The organism is Mycobacterium sp. E3305, assembly GCF_001666785.1.
Lineage (GTDB): Bacteria > Actinomycetota > Actinomycetes > Mycobacteriales > Mycobacteriaceae > Mycobacterium.
In genome coordinates this window covers 1-22,193 of the sequence record NZ_LZJA01000224.1, presented here as the reverse complement: position 1 = coordinate 22,193, position 22,193 = coordinate 1, and the positions used below count along the sequence as shown (strand labels likewise).

The following is a 22,193-nucleotide window of genomic DNA, read 5'->3' as shown; positions in this document are numbered from 1 at the left end:
CATGCCTTTTCCCATACTCTCGACCTACCGGTTGCAGCTGCGCGGTGAGGCCAGCGGGTTCGCGTTCACCTTCGCCGACGCGGAACGCCTGCTGGATTACCTGGACGAACTCGGGGTGTCCCACCTCTATCTGTCCCCCATCATGACCGCGGCCACCGGGTCGAATCACGGCTACGACGTCACCGACCCGACGACCGTCTCCCCCGAGCTGGGCGGCCGCGACGGCCTCGAGCGGCTGTCGGCCGCGGCGCGGGAGCGCGGCGTCGGCCTGATCGTCGACATCGTGCCCAATCACGTGGGAATCGACCAGCCCCAACAGAACGCATGGTGGTGGGACGTGTTGCGGCACGGCCGTTCGTCTGACTACGCAACGTATTTCGACATCGATTGGGACCTCGATGAGGACGGCCGCATCGTCCTGCCCATCTTGGGCTCCGACGACGACGCCGCAGACCTCCACGTCGACGGGGACCTGCTGCGGCTGGGCGACCTGGCGCTTCCCATCGCGCCCGGCACCGCCGAGGGCACCGGGCCCGAGGTTCACGACCGCCAGCACTACCGCCTGGTGGGCTGGCGCAACGGCGTGTGCGGCTATCGGCGCTTCTTTTCGATCACCTCGCTGGCCGGGCTGCGCCAGGAAGACCGCGCCGTGTTCGACGCCACCCACGCCGAGGTTGCCCGGTGGGCCGCCGAGGGACTCGTCGACGGTGTGCGCATCGACCATCCCGACGGGCTTTCCGACCCCTGCGGCTACCTGGCCTGGCTGCGAGAATCGGTTGGGCCGCAAACCTGGATCGTGATCGAGAAGATCCTGGCGGTCGACGAGGCGCTCGAACCCACGCTGCCGATCGGCGGCACCACGGGCTACGACGTGCTGCGGGAGATCGGCGGGGTCTTCGTCGACCCCAGCGGCGCGCCCGCGCTCACCGAGCTCGTCGAGTCGGCGGGTCTGGACTACGGAGCGGCGCCGGAGATGTTGGCGGAACTCAAGATCCGTGCGGCCACCGACACCCTCGCGAGCGAACTGCGCCGGCTGCGCCGCGCGATCGTGGCCGCGGCCGGCGACGACCACCCGCGGTTGCCCGAAGCGGTGGCCACGCTGCTCACCCACATCGGCGTCTACCGCTGCGACTACCCGGGGCTGTCGGCGATCATGCCCACGGCGCTGGCCGAAACACAGGCACAGTCACCGGAATTGGGGCCCGCGCTGCAGGTGATCGCCGCCGCGCTGGCCCCGGGCGGCGAGCCGGCCGTCCGGCTGCAGCAGCTCTGCGGTGCGGTGACCGCCAAATCAGTCGAGGACTGCTACTTTTACCGGGACGCGCGGCTGGTGTCGCTCAACGAGGTCGGGGGTGAACCGCATCGCTTCGGTGTCGGCGCGGCGGAATTCCACCACAGCGCCGCCACCCGGGCCCGGCTGTGGCCGCACACGATGACGACGCTGACCACCCACGACACCAAGCGCGGCGAGGACGTGCGGGCCAGGATCGGGGTGCTGTCACAGGTCCCGTCGCTGTGGACCGAGTTCCTCGCCCGCTGGGAGATCGACGCGCCCTCCCCCGACCCGGCGACCGGACAGTTCTTGTGGCAGAACATCTTCGGCGTCTGGCCGGTCACCGGTGAGGTCAGCCCGGAGCTGCGCGAGCGGCTGCACGGTTACGCCGAGAAGGCCATTCGGGAGGCGGCCTGGCATACCTCGTGGAACGACCCGGACACCGAGTTCGAGGACGCGGTGCACCGGTGGCTGGACGGTGTGTTCGACGGCCCGGTGGCCGGCCAGCTGACCGAGCTCGTCGCCCAGCTCAACCCGCACGCCGCCAGCGACGCGCTCGGCCAGAAGCTGCTCGCCCTGACCGTGCCCGGGATACCCGACGTCTACCAGGGCACCGAACTGTGGGACGACAGCCTGGTGGACCCGGACAATCGGCGGGCCGTCGACTACGCCGCCCGGCGGGCCGCGCTGAAGGCGTTGGAGCATCCCAAGATTCGGGTGGTCACGACCGCGCTTCGGGTGCGCCGCGCCCATCCGGACACCTTCCTGCGCGGCGACTACGTTCCCGTGCTGGCCAATGGCGACGCCGGCGATCACGTGCTGGCCTTCCGCCGGGGCTCCGACATCGTGGTCGCGGTGACCCGGTGGACCGTGCGCCTGACCGAAACCGGTTGGGGTAACACGGTGCTGGCGCTGCCCGAGGGCACCTGGAAGGACGCCCTCACCGGCGTCATCGCGGACGGGCCGACGGCGGCGGCCCAACTGTTCGCCGAGCTGCCCGTCGTGCTGCTGGAGCGCCACCATGACTGAATTCCGGGTCTGGGCGCCCAAACCGGAGCTGGTCCGGCTCGACGTCGAGGGCCGCGTGCACCCGATGACGCGCTCGGACGACGGGTGGTGGCACGCGTCCGTGGACGCGGCAGCGGACGCCCGCTACGGGTTCGTGCTCGACGACGATCCCACGGTGCTGCCCGACCCGCGCTCGCCCCGCCAGCCCGACGGCGTGCACGCCCGCTCGCAGCTGTGGGACCCGGCCGGCGCCGCCTGGACCGACGACGACTGGCAGGGCCGGTCGGTCGAGGGCGCGCTGATCTACGAGTTGCACCTCGGCACCTTCACCCTCGAGGGGACCCTCGACTCGGCCATCGAGAAGCTGGACTACCTGGTGGATCTCGGCGTCGACTTCGTCGAGCTGATGCCGGTGAATTCCTTTGCCGGAACGCACGGCTGGGGCTACGACGGGGTGCAGTGGTACAGCGTGCACGAGCCCTACGGCGGCCCCGACGCCCTGGTCCGGTTCGTCGACTCCTGCCACGCGCGGGGCCTGGGCGTCCTGATCGACGCGGTGTTCAACCACCTCGGCCCGTCGGGCAACTACCTGCCCAAGTTCGGCCCGTACCTGTCGTCGGCGAGCAACCCGTGGGGCGAAGGCATCAACATCGCCGACGCCGACTCCGACGAGGTCCGGCGTTACATCATCGGGTGCGCGCTGCGCTGGATGCGCGATTTCCACGCCGACGGGCTGCGCCTGGACGCCGTGCACGCCCTGGTGGACACGACCGCCATCCACATCCTCGAGGAGCTCGCGACCGAAACCGACTGGCTGTCACGACAATTGGGTCGCCCGCTGTCGCTGATCGCCGAGAGCGATCTCAACGACCCGCGGCTGATAACCCCCCGCGACCGGGGTGGTTACGGCCTCACGGGGCAATGGGCCGACGACATCCACCACGCGATCCACACCGCGGTGTCGGGCGAGCGCCAGGGCTACTTCGCCGACTTCGGCAGCCTGGCCACCCTGGCGCGGACGCTGCGCCACGGCTACTTTCACGCCGCCACCTATTCGTCGTTCCGGCGCCGCCGCCACGGGCGCCCGTTGGACACCACCGAGAACTCGGGGATCCCCGGCACCCGGCTGGTCGCGTACACCTGCACCCATGACCAGGTCGGCAACCGGGCGCTCGGCGACCGACCGTCGCAGAACCTGTCCGGTGGCCAGCTGGCGATCAAGGCCGCGCTCGCCATCGGAACGCCCTTCACCGCAATGCTTTTCATGGGCGAGGAGTATGCGGCGTCGACCCCGTTCCAGTTCTTCAGCTCGCATCCCGAACCGGAGCTGGCCAAGGCCACCGCGGAGGGGCGCAAGGCGGAATTCGCCGAGCACGGCTGGGACGCCGACGACATCCCCGACCCGCAGGACCCGCAGACGTTCCAGCGCTCGAAGCTCGACTGGGCCGAGGTGGACTCCGGCGAGCACGGCCGGCTGCACCGGTTCTACCGCGACCTGATCGCGTTACGGCACCGCGACCCCGACCTCGCCGATCCGTGGCTGGCGCACCTCGCCGTCGACTTCGACGAGGAGCAACGCTGGATCAGCGTGTCCCGCGGCCGGTTGCGCATCGTGTGCAACCTCGGCGCCGAGGCGGCGACGGTGCCCGTCGCCGGCGACGTGGTGCTGGCCTGGGGCGACCCCGCGGTCGACGCCGACAAGACGGTGCTCGAAGGGCATTCGCTCGCCATCCTCGCGGTGGGCGAGCAGCGCTGACGCCTGTGGACAACGGTGCGCGGCCCGGCGCGCGACCGCCGATGATTCGCCCATGGATCAATCCGTGTTCGGCCGGTGGATCGGCTTGCTGAGGAAGAAACAGCCGGTTTCGGCTCCGCTCGTCCCGCCCCACGAGGCGCCGCCACAACGCAGCGTGGAGCTGTTGTGGACCGGCCCCGGCCTCGGGCGCACCGAATAATCTGACCCTCGGCTAGACGCTGGGGCGGCCCGCGCCGTGCACCGCCTCGGCGATCGCGTCCGCCAGCGGGTCGATCTCGTCGGCGCCGAGGTCCGCGATGGTGACGCGGATGCCTGGGGGCGTGCCGATGCGGAACCGCGTGCCCGGCGCCGCGGCCCAGCCCGCGCCCAGCAACCGGGTGATCGCGACGGTCTCGTCGGGCACCGGGATCCACACGTTGAGTCCGGAGCGGCCACGCGCGGCGACGTCGCGCTCGGCCAGCGCGGTCGCCAGCCGCCGGCGGGTGTCGGCGTACCTGCGCTCGGCCGTGGCGACCAGGCGCGCGGCCGCCGGGTCGGACCACAGGCTGACGGCCAGGTCCTGCAGCAGATGGCTGACCCAGCCCGGCCCCAGCCGCAGGCGGCCGTGCACGCGCTCGACGGTGCGCCGATCCCCCGCCAGCACGGCCACGCGCAGGTCCGGGCCGTACGCCTTGGACGCCGACCGCACGAAGGCCCACCGCTCGGTCACGCCCGCCACCGTGTGCAGCGGCGCGCCCGAAATGCCCGCGCAGTGATCGTCTTCGACCACCAGCAGGTCAGCGGCCCGGCGCACCAACAGGTTTCGTAGTTCGTCGCGGCGGCCCGCGGACAACGCCGCCCCCGTCGGATTCTGGGCGCGGGTGGTGACGATCAACCCGCGCACCCCGCGGTCCAGCGCCCGCGCCAGGTCGGCGGGCAATGGCCCTTCGTCGTCGACCCGAACGGGCTCGGCCGAAAGCCCAAGGGCGGCAAGCAGATCGAGCAGGTTGGCCCAGCCCGGGTCCTCGACGGCGACCCGATCACCGGGACGCAGGTGCGCGGTGAGCACGCGCTCGATGCCGTCGAGCGCGCCGCTGGTCACCGCGAGGTGCTCGGCCGGGACACCATCGGCGGACAGCGCCGCCCGGGCGAACTCCACCAAGGCCGCCGACATGGCCGGCTCCCCGTACAACACCGGGCGGCCCCCGACCGGGCCGGGCAGCGACGCCCCCGCCAGGGGCAACAGGGCGGGGTCGGGATTGCCGGTCGACAGGTCGCGCACCCCGGCGGGGACGTCGAGCCCCAGCAGGGATCGTGGCGTGGTCGCCGAGCGCTGCCGCACCCTGGTGCCGCGCCTGCCGGCGGTCTCCACCGCCCCGCGGTGCCGCAACAGGCGGTAGGCCGCGGCCGCGGTGTTGGCGTTGACGCCGAGCTGGGCGGCGAGGTCGCGGACGGGCGGCAGCGCGTCGCCGGGCGCCAGCGAGCCGGCCGAGATGGCCTCCTCGATGCTGGCGGCTATGGAATCGGCACCGGTCCCGGTTATGCTGTTTTGTACTGGCACGCAATCGATTATGTACTAGAACAAAGGTAGGCGCCATGACCGCCGGATACCAGCCCACACCGCGCACGACGCCCACCCGCTACCGGGAGCGCGCGCGCTACGACCGCGAGACCGTCCACCGCATCCTGGACGAGGCGCTGATCTGCCACCTGGGCTACCTCGGCGACGGCCGGCCGGTGGTCCTGCCGACCACCCATGCCCGCCTGGGCGAGACCCTCTACCTGCACGGTTCGACCGGCAGCGGCCCCCTGCTCGCGGCAGGCGCGGCGCCCTCGGGCCTGCCCGTGTGCGTCACCGTCACCCTGGTCGACGGGCTGGTGCTGGCGCGCGCCGCCATGCACCACTCGGTGAACTTCCGCTCGGTCGTCGTGCTCGGCACCGCGCGTGTGGTCGATGACGCGGCGGAGAAACTGCGGGCGCTCGCCGGCCTGCTCGATCGCATCGCGCCCGGGCGCGCCGCCGACTGCCGGGCGCCGAATCCGCGCGAGCTGGCCGCGACGGGGGTGCTCGCCCTCGACCTGGTGGAGGTGTCGGCCAAGGTGCGCGGCGGCGGGCCGGTGGACGATCCGGAGGATTGCGCGCTGCCGCACTGGGCGGGGGTGGTGCCGCTGAGCGTGACGGCCGGTGCGCCGGTGCCGGCCTCGGACCTCGATCCTGCGCTGCCGGTGCCGGCGTACCTCAGCGAGCGAAGGGGCTGAGGCCCACCCGCGCGCGCCGGCTGTCGTCCCACCAGGTTCCGACGAGCATGACGGTGCCGGCCCAGGCCAGGCCCAACATCCAGCCGGAGAGCACGTCGCTGACGTAATGGACTCCCAGGTAGATCCGCGAGAACCCGATCAGGAACGCCGAGCCGATCGCGACCGTCCACACGACCACCCGCCCGGTCCACCGCATGATCAGCCACCGCGTCAGCATCCACGCGGAGATCACCATGATCGCGGCGGTGCCGGTGGCGTGCCCGGACGGAAACGAATACCCGTCCGCGTCGACGAGGGCGAAGGGAAAGGGCGGCCGTGGCCGACCCACCAGGGCCTTGGCGGTGAAGAGGACCAGCGGAACCACACCGCCGCCGACCAGCGCGAGCACCACGGGCCGCCACGACCTGCTCCGATAACCAGCGGCAACGGAGATCGGGAACGCGATCGCCGTCAGGAAAAGGGGTCCGCCCGCCATGGTGATCGCCCGCAACGCGGCGGTCAGCCACAATTCACGGTGGGCTGCGAGCCAACGAGTCACCGGCTGGTCGATTCCGGCGATGCCGTCGCCCTCGAGCACGTCCTCGAGAATCTCGCTGAAGCCGACCGCAAGCGCGACGACCACGGCCAGCCCGAGCAGCAATGCGGCACCGGCGACCTCGCTCTCCGACCACCGACGGGCCAGCGACCACCCTCGGTCGCTGATCCGGTCACGGGCCCGGGTCAGCGTTTTGGACACCTTCACCCAGAGCGTCCGGAACGGGGGTCCGCGTCGGGCGACCCGAACCGCCACCCACGCAAGCAGCACGAGCAGAACCACGATGCCGGCGCCGACCAGGCCGAACCCGCCAGCACCGGGGCCATACTGCTGGTCCATGCAGCGCGGCCCGGGCCCTAGAACAACAGGTAGCGGTAAGCCGGCGAACCCGGCTCGAGGCGTTCGACGTGCAGCTCCGTCGCCCGCATCCGCGCGAGCAGGCCGTCCAGGTCGGCCGACGAGGCCAGCTGGATGCCCACCAGCGCCTCGCCGGTCTCGCGGTTGTTGCGCTTGATGTACTCGAACAGCGTGATGTCGTCGTCGGGGCCCAGCACCTCGTCCAGGAACCGGCGCAGCGCGCCCGGCTCCTGCGGGAAGTCCACCAGGAAGTAGTGCTTGAGGCCGAGGTGGACCAGCGACCGCTCGAGCACCTCGCCGTAGCGTGAGACGTCGTTGTTGCCGCCGGAGATGAGGCACACCACGCTCGAGCCCGGTTCGACGTCCGCCTCCAGCAGTCCCGCGACCGAGAGCGCGCCCGCGGGCTCGGCGATGATGCCCTCGTTCTGATACAGGTCCAACATCGCGGTGCACACCGCGCCCTCGTCGATCGTGGTGATCGACACCATGTCACCGGCGGCCGCCAGCGCGGCGTAGGTCAGCGTGCCCGCGCGGCGCACCGCGGCGCCGTCGACGAACTGGTCGACGTGATCCAGCGTCACCGGCTCGCCGGCGGCCAGCGCGGCCATCATCGCGGCGGCCCCGGCCGGCTCGACGCCCAGCACCGACGTGTTCGTCGTCCGCTCCGCCAGGTAAGTGGTGATGCCGGCGATGCAACCGCCACCGCCGACGGGAACCACGACCAGGTTCGGCTCCTCGTCGAGCTGCTCGAGCAGCTCGACGGCGATGGTGCCCTGACCGGCGATGGTGCGCAGGTCGTCGTACGGGGGCACCAGCGTGGCGCCGGTGCGTTCGACGTCGGCCAACGCGGCCTCGGCGGCCAGGTCGTACGTCGTTCCGCCGACGATCAGTTCGATGAACTCCCCGCCGTGGTAGCGGATCCGGTCGCGCTTCTGCTGCGGCGTCTTGGCGGGCACGTAGACGCGCCCGTGCACCCCCAGCGTCCGGCACGCGTAGGCGAAGCCCTGCGCGTGGTTGCCGGCCGACGAGCACACGACCCCCGCGGCCAGCTCCTCGTCGGACAGCTGCACCAGCAGGTTGTAGGCCCCGCGCAGCTTGTAGGAGCGCACCACCTGCAGGTCTTCCCGCTTGAGGTAGACCTGCGCGCCGGTGATCGCCGACAACCGGTCGCTGTATTGCAGCGGGGTCGGCGTGACCACCGCGGCGATCCGCTTCGCCGCGGTGTCGATGTCAGACCCGCAAACGTACGGCACGTGCGGGTGCTGGCTCAGTTCGGCGGACACTGGTCAATGGTGCCATGCCAGCCGGTCAACACAGGAATTCAGCCGACGGGGGTGAGCACGAACACCGGGATCTGGCGGTCGGTTTTCTTCTGATATTCGGCGTAGTCGGGCCAGGCCTCGACGGCGCGCTCCCACCAAACCGCCTTCTCGTCGCCGAACACCTCACGCGCGTCGTACTCGCGGGTGGTGCCGCCGTCCTGCAGCTCGACCCGGGGGTTCTTGACGACGTTGTGGTACCAGACGGGGTGCTTGGGGGCGCCGCCCAGCGACGCGACGATCGCGTACTCGCCGTCGTGCTCGACCCGCATCAGCGGGGTCTTCCGAAGCTTGCCCGTCTTCGCCCCGACCGTGGTCAGCACGATGATGGGCTTGCCCTTCATGTCGGTGGCCTCGGTCCCGCCGGACTGCTCGTATTTCTCGGCCTGTTCGCGGGACCAATCCCATGGGCTCGGCGCGTATTCCCCAGAAAGTGGCATGCCCCAACTCTAGGCCGGGGAAGCCGGGGGCGCCGGGCCCGTCAGGTAGCGGGCGAGCACCGGGCGTACCCATTCGGTCAGCGCCGCGTCGTCCAGCTCGGCCAGGGCCGGCACCCCGACGACGTAGCGCGCCATCGCGATTCCGAGCACCTGTGAGCCCACCAGCGCGGCCCGCTCGGCGGCGCGGTCGGGGGTGACGCTGGCCAGCGCCGGGGCGACCTGCTCGACGAACACGGCCAGCAGGGTGTCGGCGGCCGTGCGATTGGTGGCGGCCGCGCGCAGCAGCGGCAGGAAGGAGCCGTGCGGGTCCCAAACCTGGACGAACAGGGGAACCAGCACGTCCGCGAGGCGCTCGGGCGCGACGCCGGACAGGTCGGGAAACCTGACCTCGAGCCGCGACACGGCGGCGAACAGATCGGCCTTGCTGCCGAAGTAGTGCATGACCAGCGCGGGGTCCACGCCGGCCTCCGACGCAATCGAGCGGATGGTGGTGCGCTCGAAGCCGTGCGTGGAGAACTGGGCGCGCGCGGCGCGCAGGATGGTTTCGCGGGTGACCTTCCCGTCGCGCGTCTTCGCGGGCATGGTCCCGATTGTATTCAACAACTGTTGACACAGCCAGCACCCCGGGCCTACCGTTGAGTTCAACAACTGTTGAACTCAACTCCGGGGAGGTCCTACTCATGACCGTGTCCGTCATCCAGATCGGGCTCGATCCCGACGTGGTCGACTGCTCGTCGCCGGATTTCGCGCAGTTCGCGGGCCTCTCGAGGGAAGTGTTGCGGACGGCCAACGACGACAACGTCGCGGCGTTGCGTGCCGCCGGCTACGAGGTCGACAACTGTCTGATCGACTTCGGCACGGCCGGCGCCGACAAGGCCCGCCGGTGGCTTCAGGCCAAGCGCTACGACGCGGTGTTGATCGGGGCCGGGATCCGGTTGGTAGCCGACAACACGCTGCTGTTCGAGTCGATCGTCAACGCGGCGCACGCGACCCAACCCGGCTGCCGATTCGTCTTCAACCGCGCAGCGCAGTCCACGCCCGGCGACATCCGCCGCTGGTACCCGCAGCCCGAGGGGGCGGCGCGATGACGACCCACGAAGTCGACGTCCTGGTGGTGGGGGCCGGCCCCACCGGCCTGACCGCCGCGGGCGACCTGGCCCGCGCCGGGCGGTCGGTCACCGTGTTGGACCGCTGGCCCACGGAGAACCCGGCGAGCCGCGCGTTCGCCACCATGGCGCGCACGCTGGAAGTGCTCGACGCGCGCGGCCTGGCCGACGACCTGTTGGCGCGCGGGCACCGCGCACCGGGCGTGCGACTGTTCGCCGGCGCGCAGATCGACCTGACCCACCTCGACTCCCCCTATCCGTTCGTGTTGATCACCCCGCAGACCAACGTCGATGCGGCGCTGCGTCGCTACGCGGTGGCCGAGGGTGCCGAGATCCGGCGCGGCATCGAGGTGGTCGCGCTCCGCCAGGACTCCGACTTCGTGACCGTCACCGCCCGCCCCAAGGACGACGACGATCCGGCCCACCGGCTGACGTGGCGGGCGCGGTACGTGGTCGGCGCCGACGGCGCGCACAGCACCGTGCGGCGGCTGGTGGGCGCCGCATTCCCCGGTAAGACGGTGCTGACGTCGATCGTGCTGGCAGACGTCAGGCTGGCGCACGGGCCCGCCGGTGGCGGCCTCACGGTCGCCGCCCCCGGCGACCTCCTGGCCTTCCTGGCTCCCTACGACCGAGCGGGCGGTTCCTGGTATCGCGCCATGGTCTGGGACCGCGCGCATCAAGTACCCGACGGCGAACCGGTCTCCGACGCCGAGATCGTCGACGTGCTCGCCCGCGGCATGGGCACCGACCACGGCGTCGTCGAGGTGGGCTGGAAGTCCCGGTTCCATTGCGACGAAAGGCAAGTCGAGCGGTACCGGCATGGGCGGGTGTTCTTGGCCGGCGACGCCGCGCACGTGCACTCCCCGATGGGCGGTCAGGGCATGAACACCGGCATTCAGGACGCCGCCAACCTGGCCTGGAAGCTCGACGCGGTGCTCGGCGGCGCCGACGAGGCGCTGCTGGACAGCTACCACACCGAACGCCACCCGATCGGCAAGCGCGTGGTGTTGCAGTCCGGACTGATGGCCCGTGCCGCGACTCTCCATCCGCGCGGCGCCCGATGGTTGCCGAACCTGTTGGCGCCCAGGCTGCTTCGGATTCCGTCGGTTCGGGACAGGGTGGCGGGCAGTTTCGCCGGCACGACGCTGCGCTACGGCCGGCACGGCCTGGTCGGCACCCGCGCCACCCAGATCCCCCTCGTCGAGGGACGGTTGACCGAATTGCAGCGCACCGGCGGCTTCGTGTTGGTGCGCGAACGCGGTGCCCCACCGGTCGAGGCGCCCGGGATGCTGCAGGCCGAGCGGACCGACCGCGGGCCGGCCGTGCTGGTGCGCCCCGACGGGTACATCGGCTGGGCGGGGCCGTCCGCCCAGGCGCCGGCCCGGATCCCTGGGCCGGCCGCGGTACGCGCGGGGTGATGGCCTATCGCCGCGTGTCGACGAACGGGCGGAGGTGGACGCGCGTTTGGTGGTCGGGCGCCCCGGGTTCGCCGTCGGCGTGCTTGCCGCGGGTGTAGTCGCCCTGCCACGGCACCTTTTCGCCCAGTTCGGTGTTGGTCGCCGCCTGCGCCTGACCCAGCTCGTTGCGTGAGCGCAGGAAGAACTCGTGTTTACGGCGCACTTCCTCGTCGGAGTCGATCGGCCTGATTTCCGGCGCGAACTCCTCCAGCTCGGCCCGGCGCTGCGGGACGATCATGCAGATCGGCTCGTCGACCTCGAACCGCACCGGCATCATCTTGCGGGTCATCTGCCAGCTCATGCTGAAACTCGATGTGGCCCAGTCGGTCTCGACGATGCCCTCCAACGGAGACACCGCGTCCTTCGGATAGTTCGCCGGCCCGCGGACCAACAGGTTGTAACCGGGCGGGGTGCGGAACAGCATCGGCAGGTGCCAGGTCAGGATGCCGTGACCGAAGTGGCTGAACGGCAACAGCTGACCCGGGTCGCGCCGGTCGGGCGCGATGATGACCCCCATGCTGTCGTCGCCGCCCATCCAGGTCGCGGTGAATGCGCACGGGTTGCGCAGCTCCCAACCACTCTGGTTCGCGATCAGGATCGGTAGGCACCGGTTAGGCCAACCATTGCGCAGCCGCGACATCCACGGCCGACTGATGGGCGCGGGCGCGATCGGCGGCGCGTTGTCCGCGGTGGTGAACGCGATCAGCGGGCGCGCGGGCCCTCCGGACTTGTCGCTCATCGACTCCCCTCGATTCGCCGGTTGCGCAGACCTTCCCAAACCATTACCCAGTGTGCCCTGCGAGGGCGGCCTCGAGCGTGTGAGCCGGCAGGTCCGACCACGGCCGCGGGTCGTCGGGCTGCGCGGACGGATCGGCGAGCGGGCGATGCCACCAGCCGATGTCCCGCCACGCTCCGTTCTTGAAGCCCACACGATTGAAGAGGCCGACGCGACGGAAGCCCACCGCCTCATGCAGGCCGACACTTGCCGGGTTGGGCAGCACGATGGCGGAGTAGGCGTTGACGTACCCCTGAGCGGCAAGCACATTGAACAAAGCTGCGTACAGTCGGCGGCCGTTGCCCTTCCGTTGCAGTGACGCGTCGAGGTAAACGGATACGTCGACCGACCAGCGGTAGGCGGCCCGCTCGCCGTGCGGACTTGCGTAGGCATAGCCCCTGACGGCGTCGGCATGGGTGATGACCAGCCAGGGCAGGTCGGTCAGCGTGGCCTTGATCCTCGACCGCATCTCTTCGGCCGTCGGCGGCACCGCTTCGAAGGAGATCGCGGAGTCGCGCACATACGGCGCATAAATGTCGGAGATCGCGTCCGCATCCTCCGGCGTTGCCATTCGGATCATGTGAAGAGCTTGCCCGTCACCTTCTCGGCGAACCGGCGGTGGGGCTTCGGCGCCGCGCAGCCAGCCGCCATTTGTTCGCCAACCAACCTAGTTGTTGCTTGGTGGTGGCTGCGGCTGAAAGGGTTGGTACCACCACCAGTCGGCGCGCTCGCCGGTGGGCCCGGACCACGGCGGTACGGCGGGCGGGGCACGGTCGGGCGCACGGGCGAGCGATCCCGCACTCAGCGGTCGGCCCGAGCTGTCGGCGACGACGAGGTCGTCGGCGGGTCCGGTGATCGTGATGACGCCCCGGTGGTGCAACCGGTGGTGATAGGGGCAGACCAGCACCAGATTGGCCAGCTCCGTTGGGCCGCCGTCTTCCCAGTGCCGGATGTGGTGTGCGTGCAGACCGCGCGTGGCGCCACAGCCGGGAACCGCGCAGGTGGGGTGGCGATGCTCGAGTGCGCGGCGAAGCCGCCGGTTGATTTGGCGGGTCGCCCGCCCGGCGCCGATGACCTCACCGTCCCGTTCGAACCAAACCTCGCAGGTGGCGTCGCACGTCACGTATCGGCGTTCGGCGTCGGTGAGCAGCGGACCCATGTGCAGTGCGGCGGCGCGCTGCTCGACATCGACGTGCACCACCACCGTGGTGTGCTGCCCGTGCGGACGGCGGGCCGCCTCGGCATCCCATCCGGCCTCGACCAGCCGCATGAACGCCTCGACGGTGCCAGGCAGGGGCGGCGCGCTGTCTGACGCACCCTCGGCGCGGTCGTGTTTCCATTCGGCGATCAGCGCGTCACGATGAGACGCCAGCGCCGCGTCGAACTTCGCCGCGTCCAGGTGGGGAAGTCTGATCCGCCAGCAAGTGAACTCGTCGCCGGCGGTCTTGGTGATCGAGGGCTGCTCGTGCGGCCGGGCGTCGGGTTCCGGTCGCGGTTCCAGCTTGACCGCGGTGCGCAGCTGGTTGACCGTGGCGACCCGGGCTAACTCCGCGTAGTGCTCGTCGGATCCATCGCCCGCCCGGGCCGCGATGACGCCGACCTGATCCAGCGACAGCCGGCCCTCCCGCATGCTCTGCGCACAGCGTGGGAACTCCTCGACCCGGCGCGCGACGGTGGCGATCGTGTGCGCGGTGGTCGAGGACAACCCCAGCTTCCAGGCCACCAACGCCGGCACCGAGCGCGCGCCGGTCATGCCGCACAGCCCATCACGCTCGATCTCCGCGACGATCTCGACGATGCGGCCGTCGATCGCGTTGCGCTGACCGGCCAGCTCCGCCAGCTCGTCGAACAACACCTCAAGACGGTCAACAGGTTTCACCTCCGCGGGAGGCGAGGCGATCGAAGACATGGCTTCATCATCGCAGGGGGGTACGACAAATCTCGGCGTCAATTGGTGCGGTCGGCCCAACCCGGTGGAAGCTGGTCGGGGGCCACGTCGATCACCGATTCGTCGTCGGCACCGACACGCTCGAAGAGGGTGATGTATGCGAATTCGGGCACGGTGAAGATCGGGTAAGTCGGTCCCTCATCACGGTAGGCGCGCATCTGGTCGAGGTGCTCGTTCTGGAAACACACCGTGCGCTCGCCGTGCTCGCGAATCCACTGGGGGAAGAAGATCACGCCGTGGATTCGCCGCTTGCCGGGCATGACGTTGACGGCCACCGACGTGCCCGTGGGCTCGGTCCAGGAGACCTTGTAGCTGTCGTCGTCGAGCTGCACCAGGTCGACGTCCTGACCCTTGACCCACCGTCCGCCGACATGGCCGGAATGGATTCGATAGTCGATGGTGCGGTCGTTCTTGACATACATCTCGTAGCGCCAGCCGTTGGCGTAGGTGTAAATGAACCGGCATCCCACGATCCCCGACAAGTCCTGCGGCGGAATGGGATTGTCGACGGTGGTCATAATCGGCTCCCGACTCCGTCGGCGCTCAGTAGCATCACGTAGTCGAAGGTACGGGTTAGGGGCGTCGCGGAATGCACTGGATGGGCGCGTGGTGGCGTCAGCCCGACCACTACGACTGGTTCTCCGACTACCTCGGCGCGCGCGGATTGCAGCCATTCATCCGCTACCTGATGGTCGGCATCATGTCCATCCTGATCGCGGCGACGTTGCTGATGCTGAACAGCCCGTCGGGTATGCAGACGCCGGTGCGGGGCGGCCTGGCGGTGGCGTTCATCGCCTGCCTGGCGGGCATGGCGCTGGTGTGGGCGCGACGGTGGCCCTCGCGCGTTGAATCACAAGTGTTTTCGGTGGTGGGCACGATCGGTATCGCCGCCGTGTGCGTGACCGAGGCCGACCCGCGCAGCGGGATGCTGAGTTGCGCGGCATTCGGCGGCCTCGCGGGCTATGTCGCGTTTTGTCACTCCGCCCGCCTGCTGGTCTTCACGCTCGGCACCGCCCTGGGTGCGGCCGCGGCGTGCGCCGTGCGTATCGCTACGTCCGGTGACGCATCGATGGCGGCGGCCAACTTTCTGTTGCTCGGCGCGGGGATCCTGGCGGTGCCGTTCTGCGGGCAGGTACTGGTGCACTGGCTTTCGGTGGATGCTCTGAAATCCTCGACCGATCCGCTCACCGGCTTGCGTAACCGCAGGGGGTTCTACCGATCGGCCGCGAAACTGGTAGCCGCCGACGGGCGCACCTCGTGCCTCAGTGTGCTGATGGCCGATCTCGACAATTTCAAGCGGATCAACGACACGCACGGCCACGCGACCGGGGATCGCATCCTGGTGTCCGTCGCCGACAACCTGCGGCGGATCGGCAACGACAGCACGGTCATCGCGCGGGTGGGCGGGGAGGAATTCCTGGTCGCCGAGATGGCCGGCACTTCCGAAGCCCTCAAGACCGCCGAAGCGATGCGGCTGGCGATCGCCGCGACACCCTGGGGTGTCACGGCCAGCCTGGGTGTCAGCAGCATCCAACTGCGGGCACCAAGCGAAAGCACCGAACGGCAGGTGATCGAGCGCCTGGTCCACGCGGCCGACCTGGCGATGTACGAGGCGAAACGCGCGGGCGGCAACCAGGTTCGCCATGCCGACATGCCGGTCCCGCCCACGCGCTGAAGCGCAATGGCACTCTCCGCAGAAAGCCCGCCTAGCGCGCCCCGGCCAGCCCCGCGATGGTGTTCACGCGCCGGACGGCCGTGGCTATCTCGTCGGCGAACTCGCGGCGCCGCTGGGCGACGTCGACGTCGGAGAACCCGTCCACCAGCTCCCGATGCCGCGCCAGCCGCAGCGCGGTCTTGAACAACTCCATCGACCTCGACTCGGCGCTGGCGATCCTGCGTTGCAGCTCCCACTGCTTGCCCACCTCGAGGCAGTCGGCGAGAAATGCCTTCTCGTCGAACGATTCGTCGTCGAAGGCGGCCAGCCGGTCGGCGACGATGTGGTAGGCGTCCAGGAACGGCCGCAGCACCAGGTGCGCCAGCAGCAGGTCGGCCTTCTCCAGCAGACCACGCACGTCGGCCGCGTTGGCCGCCTTGCTGGTGTCCTCCACCCGCCCGATCAGGCGCACCTCGTCGGCGAGCTCCTTCTCGAATTGCGCGCGCGCCGAGAACAGGAACTCGAACTTCAGCAGCTCGCGCAGCCGCAGCGCCTCGTCGCGCACCGTCGTCGGTTCCACCAAGCCGTCCACCGAACCCTCGGCGTCCTCGATGGCGGCCAGCAGTGCGGTCTCGGCGATCGCGCGGTCGACCACGATGTGGATGGCCGTGTTGCGGTAGAACGCGGCCACCAGGTGCTGCTCGGCCCCGATGCCCCAGACGGGTTCGGTGCCGGCGTCATACACGCTGACGACGCCCGAGGCGACCATTTGATGCAGTGCCCAGCGGATGGTCGAGCGGTTCGTCAGGTCGGCGGCGCCGGCGACGCACCAGTTCCGCGCCCCGATGTAGCTGGCGAGCGGTCGCACGGTGGCCAGCACCTCGCTGATGGACAGCGACCGGTCCGCACCCAGCAGCGCGAGGCTAACCACCGCGGTCGGCGTGACCGGGGTGGCGCGGTTGATCCGGTGCTCGACATCCAGCGCGATGCGTTCGATCTCGGTGCCCGTCCCGGACTCCTCGGCGCGCAGCTCCTCGAGGCGCTTGCGCAGCGGCAGCGGTTCGCCGAAGTCCAGGTAGGCGCGCCCGAGCCGCTCCCCCTGCTGGCGCGCCAGCCGGATCAGGAAGCGAAAGTCCTCGGGCCGCTTCGTGGCGCCGTAGGCCTCGGTGGTCATCGCCTCCACCTCGTGCAGCTGGTCGTACACGATCGAGGTGGGCACCAAATAGACTTCGGGACCGTCGATTTCGTCGACGGCGTCGCTGATGTAGCGCAGGATGCCGTACACGGGGGGCCGCAGCTTGCCGGTTCGCGTGCGGCCGCCTTCGATGGACCAGGTGAGGTTGGCGTGGTTCTGCACCAGCTGCGCGGCGTAGGCGCGCAACACGAAGCGGTACACCGGAATGTCTTTGGTCTGGCGCCGGATGAAAATCGTGCCCGTCCGCTTGGCCCACGCGCCCATCGGAAAGAAATTCAGGTTCGCGCCACCGAAGGTGAGCGCCGGGGAAAGCCGGTTGGCCTGGATCACCTCCGGCAGCAGCAGGCCGTCGAGATAGGAGCGATGCGAAAAGGCAAACGCCAGAGTCGCTTTGCGGTCCAGCTTGCGCAGCTGCGCGATCTGGTCCTCGTCGACCAGGACGTCGTAGGCGCGCATCAGCCAGCGACTGAAGCTGCGCCACGCCCGGACCGCCCGCTCGTCCAGCGACGGCGCCATCTCCCTTAGGTAGCCGGCGGCCTCGGCGCGCACGCTGGCCAGGTTGCGCCCGAGCTCGTCGGCCAGGCCGCCCAGCCGCTCGTCATACCACGGGGCCGCAAGCAGCTGGACGACCTCCGCAGGGTCCGTCGTCAGCGGTGTCGTCGCCTCCTCCACGACGCCGGTGCGCTGCAGCAACTTTCGCACGCCGACCCGACCGAACTCGCGGGCCGTAGTCCCCGGGCCCCCGCTCATGCCGGCTGCACCGTCGCCGCCGACGGCTCGTGCACGTCCGGGTGGAGTTCGGGCGCGTAGAGTTCCTCGATCTGGCTCGCGTACTTCGCCATGATCGGCTTGCGCTTGAGCTTCATGGTCAGCGTGATCTCGTCTCCCCCGGGCTCCCAGAGTGACGGCAGTATTCGGAAGCGCTTGATCTGTTCCACGCGTGACAGCTTCGCGTTGCCCTCGGCCACACCCGCGGCGATGCGGGCGACGACCTCCGGATGGGCCGCCAGCGCCGCGGGCGACGCGTCGCCCAGGCCGTGCTGCGCCGCGTAGGGGCCGACCGATTCGGCGTCGAACACCATGAGCGCGGCGTTGTAGGGCCGTCCGTCACCGATCGTGATCATCACGCCGACCATCGGGCACGCGGCCAGCACGGTGTTCTCAATGTTGGCCGGCGACATGTTCTTTCCGGCGGCGTTGATGATCAACTCCTTCTTGCGGTCGATGATCCTCAGGTAGCCCTCGTCGTCGACCTCGATGATGTCACCGGTGTGCAGCCAGCCGTCGGCGTCGACGGCCTCCGCGGTCTTGGCGGGTTCCTTGCGGTAGCCCTTCATCACCAGCGGGCCACGCACCAGGAACTCGCCGTCGTCGGCGACCTTGCCCTCCAGCCCGGGCAGCAGCTTGCCGACGGTGCCCAACCGCGCGTCGCGAGGGTGGCTGACGCTGGCGACGCAGCTCAGCTCCGACATCCCCCACACCTCGGCGATCGGGATGCCGATGCCGAGGAAGAACGCCAGGGTCTCCCTGGGGATGGGGGCCGCGCCGGACACCGCCCAGCGGAGTTCGCCGAAGCCGAGCCGCTCGCGCAGCTTCGACAGCACCAGCTCGTCGGCCTGGGCCCATTCGGCGGCCAGCTCGTCCGACATCGGCTCGCCGGCCACCAGGGCGGCGGCCCGCTTGCCGGCCACCGACATCGCCCACTGCAGCGCCTGCCGCTTGACCTCGTCGGTCTCGCTGGCGACGGCGAATTCGATTCCGGCCTTGAGCTTTTCCCACACCCGCGGCACGCCGCCCCACACCGTGGGCCGCACGTCGGGCAGCGCGGCGGCGATGGCACGGACGTCCGAGACCACGGTGACCTGGGCGCCGAAGACCTCCAGGCCGTACAGGCCCATCACCCGGTCGGCGATGTGCGCTGTCGGCAGGTACGACGTGACGCGGTCACCGAACTGGGACGGGAGGACGGCATTGAGGGCGTACGCCTCGAAAAGCAGGTTGGCGTGCGTCATCTCGACCCCCTTGGGGTTGCCGGTGGTTCCGGAGGTGTAGATGAGCGTGACGACGTCGTCCGGCCGCACCGCCCGCCAGGTCGCCTCGAAGTCGAAGCCCTCCCGCGCGGCGGCGTAGACGTCGTCGACCGACATGGTGCCCGGTGGCGAGCCGTCGATGCAGACGATGTGCTCGATCGGTGCGCCGCTGGCGCGGATGCGGTCCACGTACTGCTCCTCGCAGATCGCGACCCGGGTTCCCGCGTTCTCGAACAGGTAGGTCAGCTGTTCGGCGGGCAGCGTGTTGTAGACGGAAAACGAAGTGGCGCCCAGGTGTTGGGCGCCGATCTCGAACGGGTAGAACTCGATGCGGTTGGCCATCATCAGCGACACCGTGTCGCCGGGCCCGACGCCCAAGCCGGCCAGGCCGGCGGCCACCTTGCGCACCTGCGCCGCGAGCTCGCGCCACGTCATGGTCTGGGTGTTACCCGGGGTGCGCAGCGCGACGGCGTCCGGATCGATCGACGCGTTGCGCTGGAACGCCTCGCATAGGGTGACGGGACGCTCGGCGGTGGTCATGGGTGTCCTCTCAGCTGTGCCTTCGTGAGCGTACGTCCGCGATCGGAGACGCGGAATGGATCACGCCGGATCCGGGCGCCAGAGCTGCACCGTGCTCGAAATGCCGGCCGGCAACTCCAGCAGTTCGATGGGTGTGCCGTCCGGGTCGTAGATGAAGAACATCCGCACCCCGCCGATGTCGACGGGCGGCTCCGCCCGCACGCCGGGGTGCTCGCGCCGCACCGCGTCGTAGGTGGCATCCAGGTCGTCGACCCGGAACGAGACGTTGGTGTAGCCCAGGTGCGGTCCGCTCGGGCAGTCGGGGACGGCGCCCAACGACAGCAGTTCGACCATCGCGGAGCCGACCAGCCCGCCGACCATGCGGCCCCGTTGCGCGGCCCCGCCGGTCACCGAGTCCAGTCCCGCACCGTCGAGCTCGACGTCGAAGACGACGTCCATGCCCAGCACCGCGGTGTAGAACGCGCGCGACGCCTCGATGTCCGAGACGCCGATGCAGACGTGGGAGAAGTTGCGCACGGCGATGGGCTGGGTCATGGAGCTCCTTTGCTCAGGCGGGCAGCGCGGTGTGAATCCCGCACGTGCACGCGTCGATTGAGGGACACGTGCAGCGCATCCCCCATTCGATCACGGCACGGGCCCGGGCCAGCGCCTCCATCTGGGCATCGATTTCGGCCAGCTTGGATTCGGCCAGCGCCCGGCTGACGGGCCGCCCCGGCGCGTCGTCGGCGAACAGCAGCTGGATCTCCTCCAGTGCGAAGCCGGCCGACTTGCAGAGCCGGATCACCTCGAGCCGGGCCAGCACCGAATCGTCGTAGCGGCGCTGCCCGCCCAGCCGGCCCGGCGGGGGCACCAGCCCGATCTGTTCGTAGTAGCGCAGGGTGGTCGCCGCGACGCCGGCTTGGCGCGCCACCTCACCGATCGTGAGCCGAGCACTCATCGGGCCTCCTCGACGCTTGACTTAGAGCCAACTCTAAGTCGTTGACTGGGGGCATGCACACACATTCACTCGACGGACTGGGCGCGGCGCGCTACGCGCTGCTCCGATCGTTTCGCCCCGACGGCACCCCGGTCGACACCCCGATCTGGTTCGGGCTGGACGGCGGCGCGCTGCTGTTCCGCACCAAGCGCGGGCCGAAGACCAACCGGTTGGCCGCGCGCGGCGACGTCGAACTCACCGCGTGCGACCATCGGGGCCGGGTCCGCCCGGGCGCGACGACGGTCGCGGGCCGCGCCACCATCCTCGCGGGGCCCGACGCCGAGCGGGCGAATCGCCTCCTGCACCGCCGCTACGGCTGGCAGTGGAACATCGTGCCGCTGATCAAGGTCCCGGGCGTCACGAACGTGCACCAAGATTTGTGCGTGCGCGAGAAGCTGCGCCGCGCGCGCGACCGCGGCGTGTGGGCCGACAGCGTCATCGTCCGGGTGGAGGTGCCATGACGCGCGACCCGGTCCGCTCCCCCACCCTGCGCCAATGCTGCGCCGCCGCAACCGGGTTGGTCTGGGGCGCGGTGCGTCCCAAGCGGCCCGACGACCGGTTTCTCCGCGGTGTCACCGACGCGGGCCTGCCCGAGCCCCGGCGCACCGTAACGGTGGTCGCGCTGCCCCAGGTGCCGCGCTCGGTGCCCACCCCGGCAATCGTCGAGGGCACCTTCGCACCCACCCGCGTCGACAACTCGATGACGTCGTTCGTCGTCACCCACCCGGACGCCACCTTCATCGTCGATCCGGCCGTGTGCCGCGACGTCGAGCGCCGCGCGATCGCCCAACTACCCGCGGTGCTTCGCGTCGCGGTCCGTCCGCCCGCCGACACGGTTCCCACGATCACGGCCCTGACCCGGCTGCCCGAGACGCCGGCGTTGGACTTCGCCCTGCCGACTCACGCGCACTGGGACCACGTGTCGGGTCTGCTGGACCTGCCGGATCTGCCGGTTCATCTGCACCGCACCGAACGGGACTGGATCGATTCGAATCCGGTGGCGCCGGTCGGCGGCGTTCGCGATTCGCTGCGCGGCCGGCCCGCCGTCGACTACGAGCTCGACGGGCCGCCGGTGCTGACCTTCACCCGGAGCCACGACCTGTTCGGGGACGGCTCCGTCCTCCTGGTCGACCTGCCCGGACACACTCCCGGCAGCGTCGGAGTGCTCGCCCACACGGCGCGCGGGTGGGTCTTGATCGCCGGCGACGCGGCCTGGCATTGGTTGCAGATCGAGAAGGTGCGCCAAAAGTCGAGTTACCCGGGTGTTTTGGTGGACGAGGACCGCGAGGAAGCCTTCCGGACGCTGCAGCGACTGCACCTGGCCCGGCACTCGGTGACGATCATCCCCACCCACGACCACGAGGCGGCGCTCGGGTTGTCCGCGTAGCCCCCCGCACAATGGGGCGCGACGGTGTGACCGGCGGCGGTCCACAGATTCCCCACACTCGGATGACCCCCGCGATGTTACGGTGGTCTTCGGGTTATGCACTCTCGCTTCTACTTTGAGGTAGCGATCGTGAGTTATCTCGTCCGGGTAGGCCCAGTCCTGCAACCGGTGAAGGGCGACGCGCAGTTGGCTGACCAAG

Annotated in this window: 22 protein-coding genes; 9 read left to right on the top strand and 13 right to left on the bottom strand. The window is 70.1% G+C overall.

Translation table 11 applies throughout. The features are described 5' to 3' along the window. Window position 1 precedes the first annotated feature (1 nt). The 3 genes from treY to A5701_RS28340 are packed head-to-tail and all read left to right on the top strand — an operon-like array spanning window position 2 to window position 4,236. Entirely contained in the window at window positions 2–2,302 is a 2,301-nt protein-coding gene (gene treY / locus A5701_RS20980; protein WP_067758263.1) for a malto-oligosyltrehalose synthase, read from the top strand. After that, window positions 2,295–4,037 carry a malto-oligosyltrehalose trehalohydrolase gene (gene treZ, locus A5701_RS20975; RefSeq protein ID WP_067758261.1) on the top strand — a complete coding sequence of 581 codons (1,743 nt, stop codon included), beginning with the start codon at window positions 2,295–2,297 and terminating at the stop codon, window positions 4,035–4,037. The genes treY and treZ overlap by 8 nt, the downstream gene beginning before the upstream one ends. Window positions 4,038–4,089: 52 nt before the next feature. After that, window positions 4,090–4,236 (top strand): hypothetical protein, encoded by a 147-nt coding sequence (locus tag A5701_RS28340; RefSeq protein WP_156670189.1) that lies wholly within the window; start codon window positions 4,090–4,092, stop codon window positions 4,234–4,236. A 12-nt stretch (window positions 4,237–4,248) separates the two neighbouring features. Here A5701_RS28340 and A5701_RS20970 read toward each other — a convergent pair whose 3' ends face one another. After that, on the bottom strand, window positions 4,249–5,577 hold the full coding sequence (locus A5701_RS20970; protein WP_067758256.1) for an aminotransferase class I/II-fold pyridoxal phosphate-dependent enzyme: 1,329 nt from the start codon (window positions 5,575–5,577) through the stop codon (window positions 4,249–4,251). Between the two features lie 35 nt (window positions 5,578–5,612). Between A5701_RS20970 and A5701_RS20965 the strand changes: the two genes are divergently transcribed. Continuing rightward, entirely contained in the window at window positions 5,613–6,275 is a 663-nt protein-coding gene (locus A5701_RS20965; protein ID WP_067758253.1) for a pyridoxamine 5'-phosphate oxidase family protein, read from the top strand. Here the strand turns inward: A5701_RS20965 and A5701_RS20960 are convergent. Genes A5701_RS20960 through A5701_RS20945 form a run of 4 tightly spaced genes read right to left on the bottom strand, consistent with a single transcriptional unit; the run spans window position 6,256 to window position 9,508 of the window. Then, window positions 6,256–7,149 (bottom strand): phosphatase PAP2 family protein, encoded by an 894-nt coding sequence (locus A5701_RS20960; RefSeq protein WP_067758250.1) that lies wholly within the window; start codon window positions 7,147–7,149, stop codon window positions 6,256–6,258. The genes A5701_RS20965 and A5701_RS20960 overlap by 20 nt on opposite strands. 17 nt (window positions 7,150–7,166) lie before the next feature. Further along, on the bottom strand, window positions 7,167–8,450 hold the full coding sequence (gene ilvA / locus A5701_RS20955; RefSeq protein ID WP_067758247.1) for a threonine ammonia-lyase: 1,284 nt from the start codon (window positions 8,448–8,450) through the stop codon (window positions 7,167–7,169). A gap of 38 nt (window positions 8,451–8,488) precedes the next feature. Further along, complete coding sequence (locus A5701_RS20950) at window positions 8,489–8,926, bottom strand: nitroreductase family deazaflavin-dependent oxidoreductase (protein WP_067758244.1); 438 nt, start codon at window positions 8,924–8,926, stop codon at window positions 8,489–8,491. A gap of 9 nt (window positions 8,927–8,935) precedes the next feature. Beyond that, on the bottom strand, window positions 8,936–9,508 hold the full coding sequence (locus A5701_RS20945) for a TetR family transcriptional regulator (protein WP_067758242.1): 573 nt from the start codon (window positions 9,506–9,508) through the stop codon (window positions 8,936–8,938). 98 nt (window positions 9,509–9,606) lie between these two features. Between A5701_RS20945 and A5701_RS20940 the strand changes: the two genes are divergently transcribed. Both A5701_RS20940 and A5701_RS20935 read left to right on the top strand, forming a co-directional pair. Then, window positions 9,607–10,014 (top strand): hypothetical protein, encoded by a 408-nt coding sequence (locus A5701_RS20940; protein WP_067758238.1) that lies wholly within the window; start codon window positions 9,607–9,609, stop codon window positions 10,012–10,014. Beyond that, complete coding sequence (locus tag A5701_RS20935; protein WP_067758235.1) at window positions 10,011–11,450, top strand: FAD-dependent oxidoreductase; 1,440 nt, start codon at window positions 10,011–10,013, stop codon at window positions 11,448–11,450. The genes A5701_RS20940 and A5701_RS20935 overlap by 4 nt, the downstream gene beginning before the upstream one ends. Before the next feature lie 4 nt (window positions 11,451–11,454). Here A5701_RS20935 and A5701_RS20930 read toward each other — a convergent pair whose 3' ends face one another. The 4 genes from A5701_RS20930 to A5701_RS20915 form a co-directional block, all read right to left on the bottom strand. After that, complete coding sequence (locus A5701_RS20930; RefSeq protein WP_067758232.1) at window positions 11,455–12,228, bottom strand: DUF6065 family protein; 774 nt, start codon at window positions 12,226–12,228, stop codon at window positions 11,455–11,457. Window positions 12,229–12,271: 43 nt separating this feature from the next. Then, a complete protein-coding gene (locus A5701_RS20925) occupies window positions 12,272–12,835 on the bottom strand; it encodes an arsinothricin resistance N-acetyltransferase ArsN1 family B (RefSeq protein ID WP_067758284.1) in 564 nt (187 codons plus the stop codon). 96 nt (window positions 12,836–12,931) lie between these two features. Further along, window positions 12,932–14,173, bottom strand: a complete 1,242-nt coding sequence (locus tag A5701_RS20920; RefSeq protein WP_067758229.1) for an HNH endonuclease signature motif containing protein — start codon at window positions 14,171–14,173, stop codon at window positions 12,932–12,934. A gap of 38 nt (window positions 14,174–14,211) precedes the next feature. Continuing rightward, window positions 14,212–14,730 (bottom strand): phenolic acid decarboxylase, encoded by a 519-nt coding sequence (locus A5701_RS20915; protein WP_067758226.1) that lies wholly within the window; start codon window positions 14,728–14,730, stop codon window positions 14,212–14,214. A 71-nt stretch (window positions 14,731–14,801) separates the two neighbouring features. Between A5701_RS20915 and A5701_RS20910 the strand changes: the two genes are divergently transcribed. Next, the gene (locus A5701_RS20910; protein ID WP_067758223.1) at window positions 14,802–15,887 is read left to right on the top strand and encodes a GGDEF domain-containing protein; all 1,086 of its coding nucleotides are present in this window, start codon (window positions 14,802–14,804) and stop codon (window positions 15,885–15,887) included. Between the two features lie 31 nt (window positions 15,888–15,918). On the opposite strand, the gene A5701_RS20905 is transcribed toward A5701_RS20910, so the two are convergent. From A5701_RS20905 to A5701_RS20890, 4 genes are read right to left on the bottom strand one after another with little or no spacing between them, the layout of a single operon-like run. Beyond that, window positions 15,919–17,811, bottom strand: coding sequence for a lysophospholipid acyltransferase (locus A5701_RS20905; protein ID WP_067758220.1), 1,893 nt, complete (start codon window positions 17,809–17,811; stop codon window positions 15,919–15,921). Next, window positions 17,808–19,631 carry a fatty acid--CoA ligase FadD11 gene (gene fadD11 / locus A5701_RS20900; protein WP_067758217.1) on the bottom strand — a complete coding sequence of 608 codons (1,824 nt, stop codon included), beginning with the start codon at window positions 19,629–19,631 and terminating at the stop codon, window positions 17,808–17,810. The genes A5701_RS20905 and fadD11 overlap by 4 nt, the downstream gene beginning before the upstream one ends. A gap of 60 nt (window positions 19,632–19,691) precedes the next feature. Then, window positions 19,692–20,165 (bottom strand): VOC family protein, encoded by a 474-nt coding sequence (locus A5701_RS20895; RefSeq protein ID WP_067758214.1) that lies wholly within the window; start codon window positions 20,163–20,165, stop codon window positions 19,692–19,694. Window positions 20,166–20,178: 13 nt separating this feature from the next. Further along, window positions 20,179–20,568: a helix-turn-helix domain-containing protein gene (locus A5701_RS20890; protein ID WP_067758211.1), complete on the bottom strand. Its 390-nt coding sequence runs from the start codon at window positions 20,566–20,568 to the stop codon at window positions 20,179–20,181. 53 nt (window positions 20,569–20,621) lie between these two features. On the opposite strand from A5701_RS20890, the gene A5701_RS20885 reads away from it, so the two are divergent. Together A5701_RS20885 and A5701_RS20880 are read left to right on the top strand one after the other, a co-directional pair. Then, the gene (locus A5701_RS20885) at window positions 20,622–21,068 is read left to right on the top strand and encodes a PPOX class F420-dependent oxidoreductase (RefSeq protein ID WP_067758209.1); all 447 of its coding nucleotides are present in this window, start codon (window positions 20,622–20,624) and stop codon (window positions 21,066–21,068) included. Beyond that, the gene (locus tag A5701_RS20880) at window positions 21,065–21,994 is read left to right on the top strand and encodes an MBL fold metallo-hydrolase (protein WP_067758206.1); all 930 of its coding nucleotides are present in this window, start codon (window positions 21,065–21,067) and stop codon (window positions 21,992–21,994) included. Before A5701_RS20885 ends, A5701_RS20880 begins: the two co-directional genes overlap by 4 nt. The last annotated feature ends 199 nt before the right edge of the window (window positions 21,995–22,193 follow it).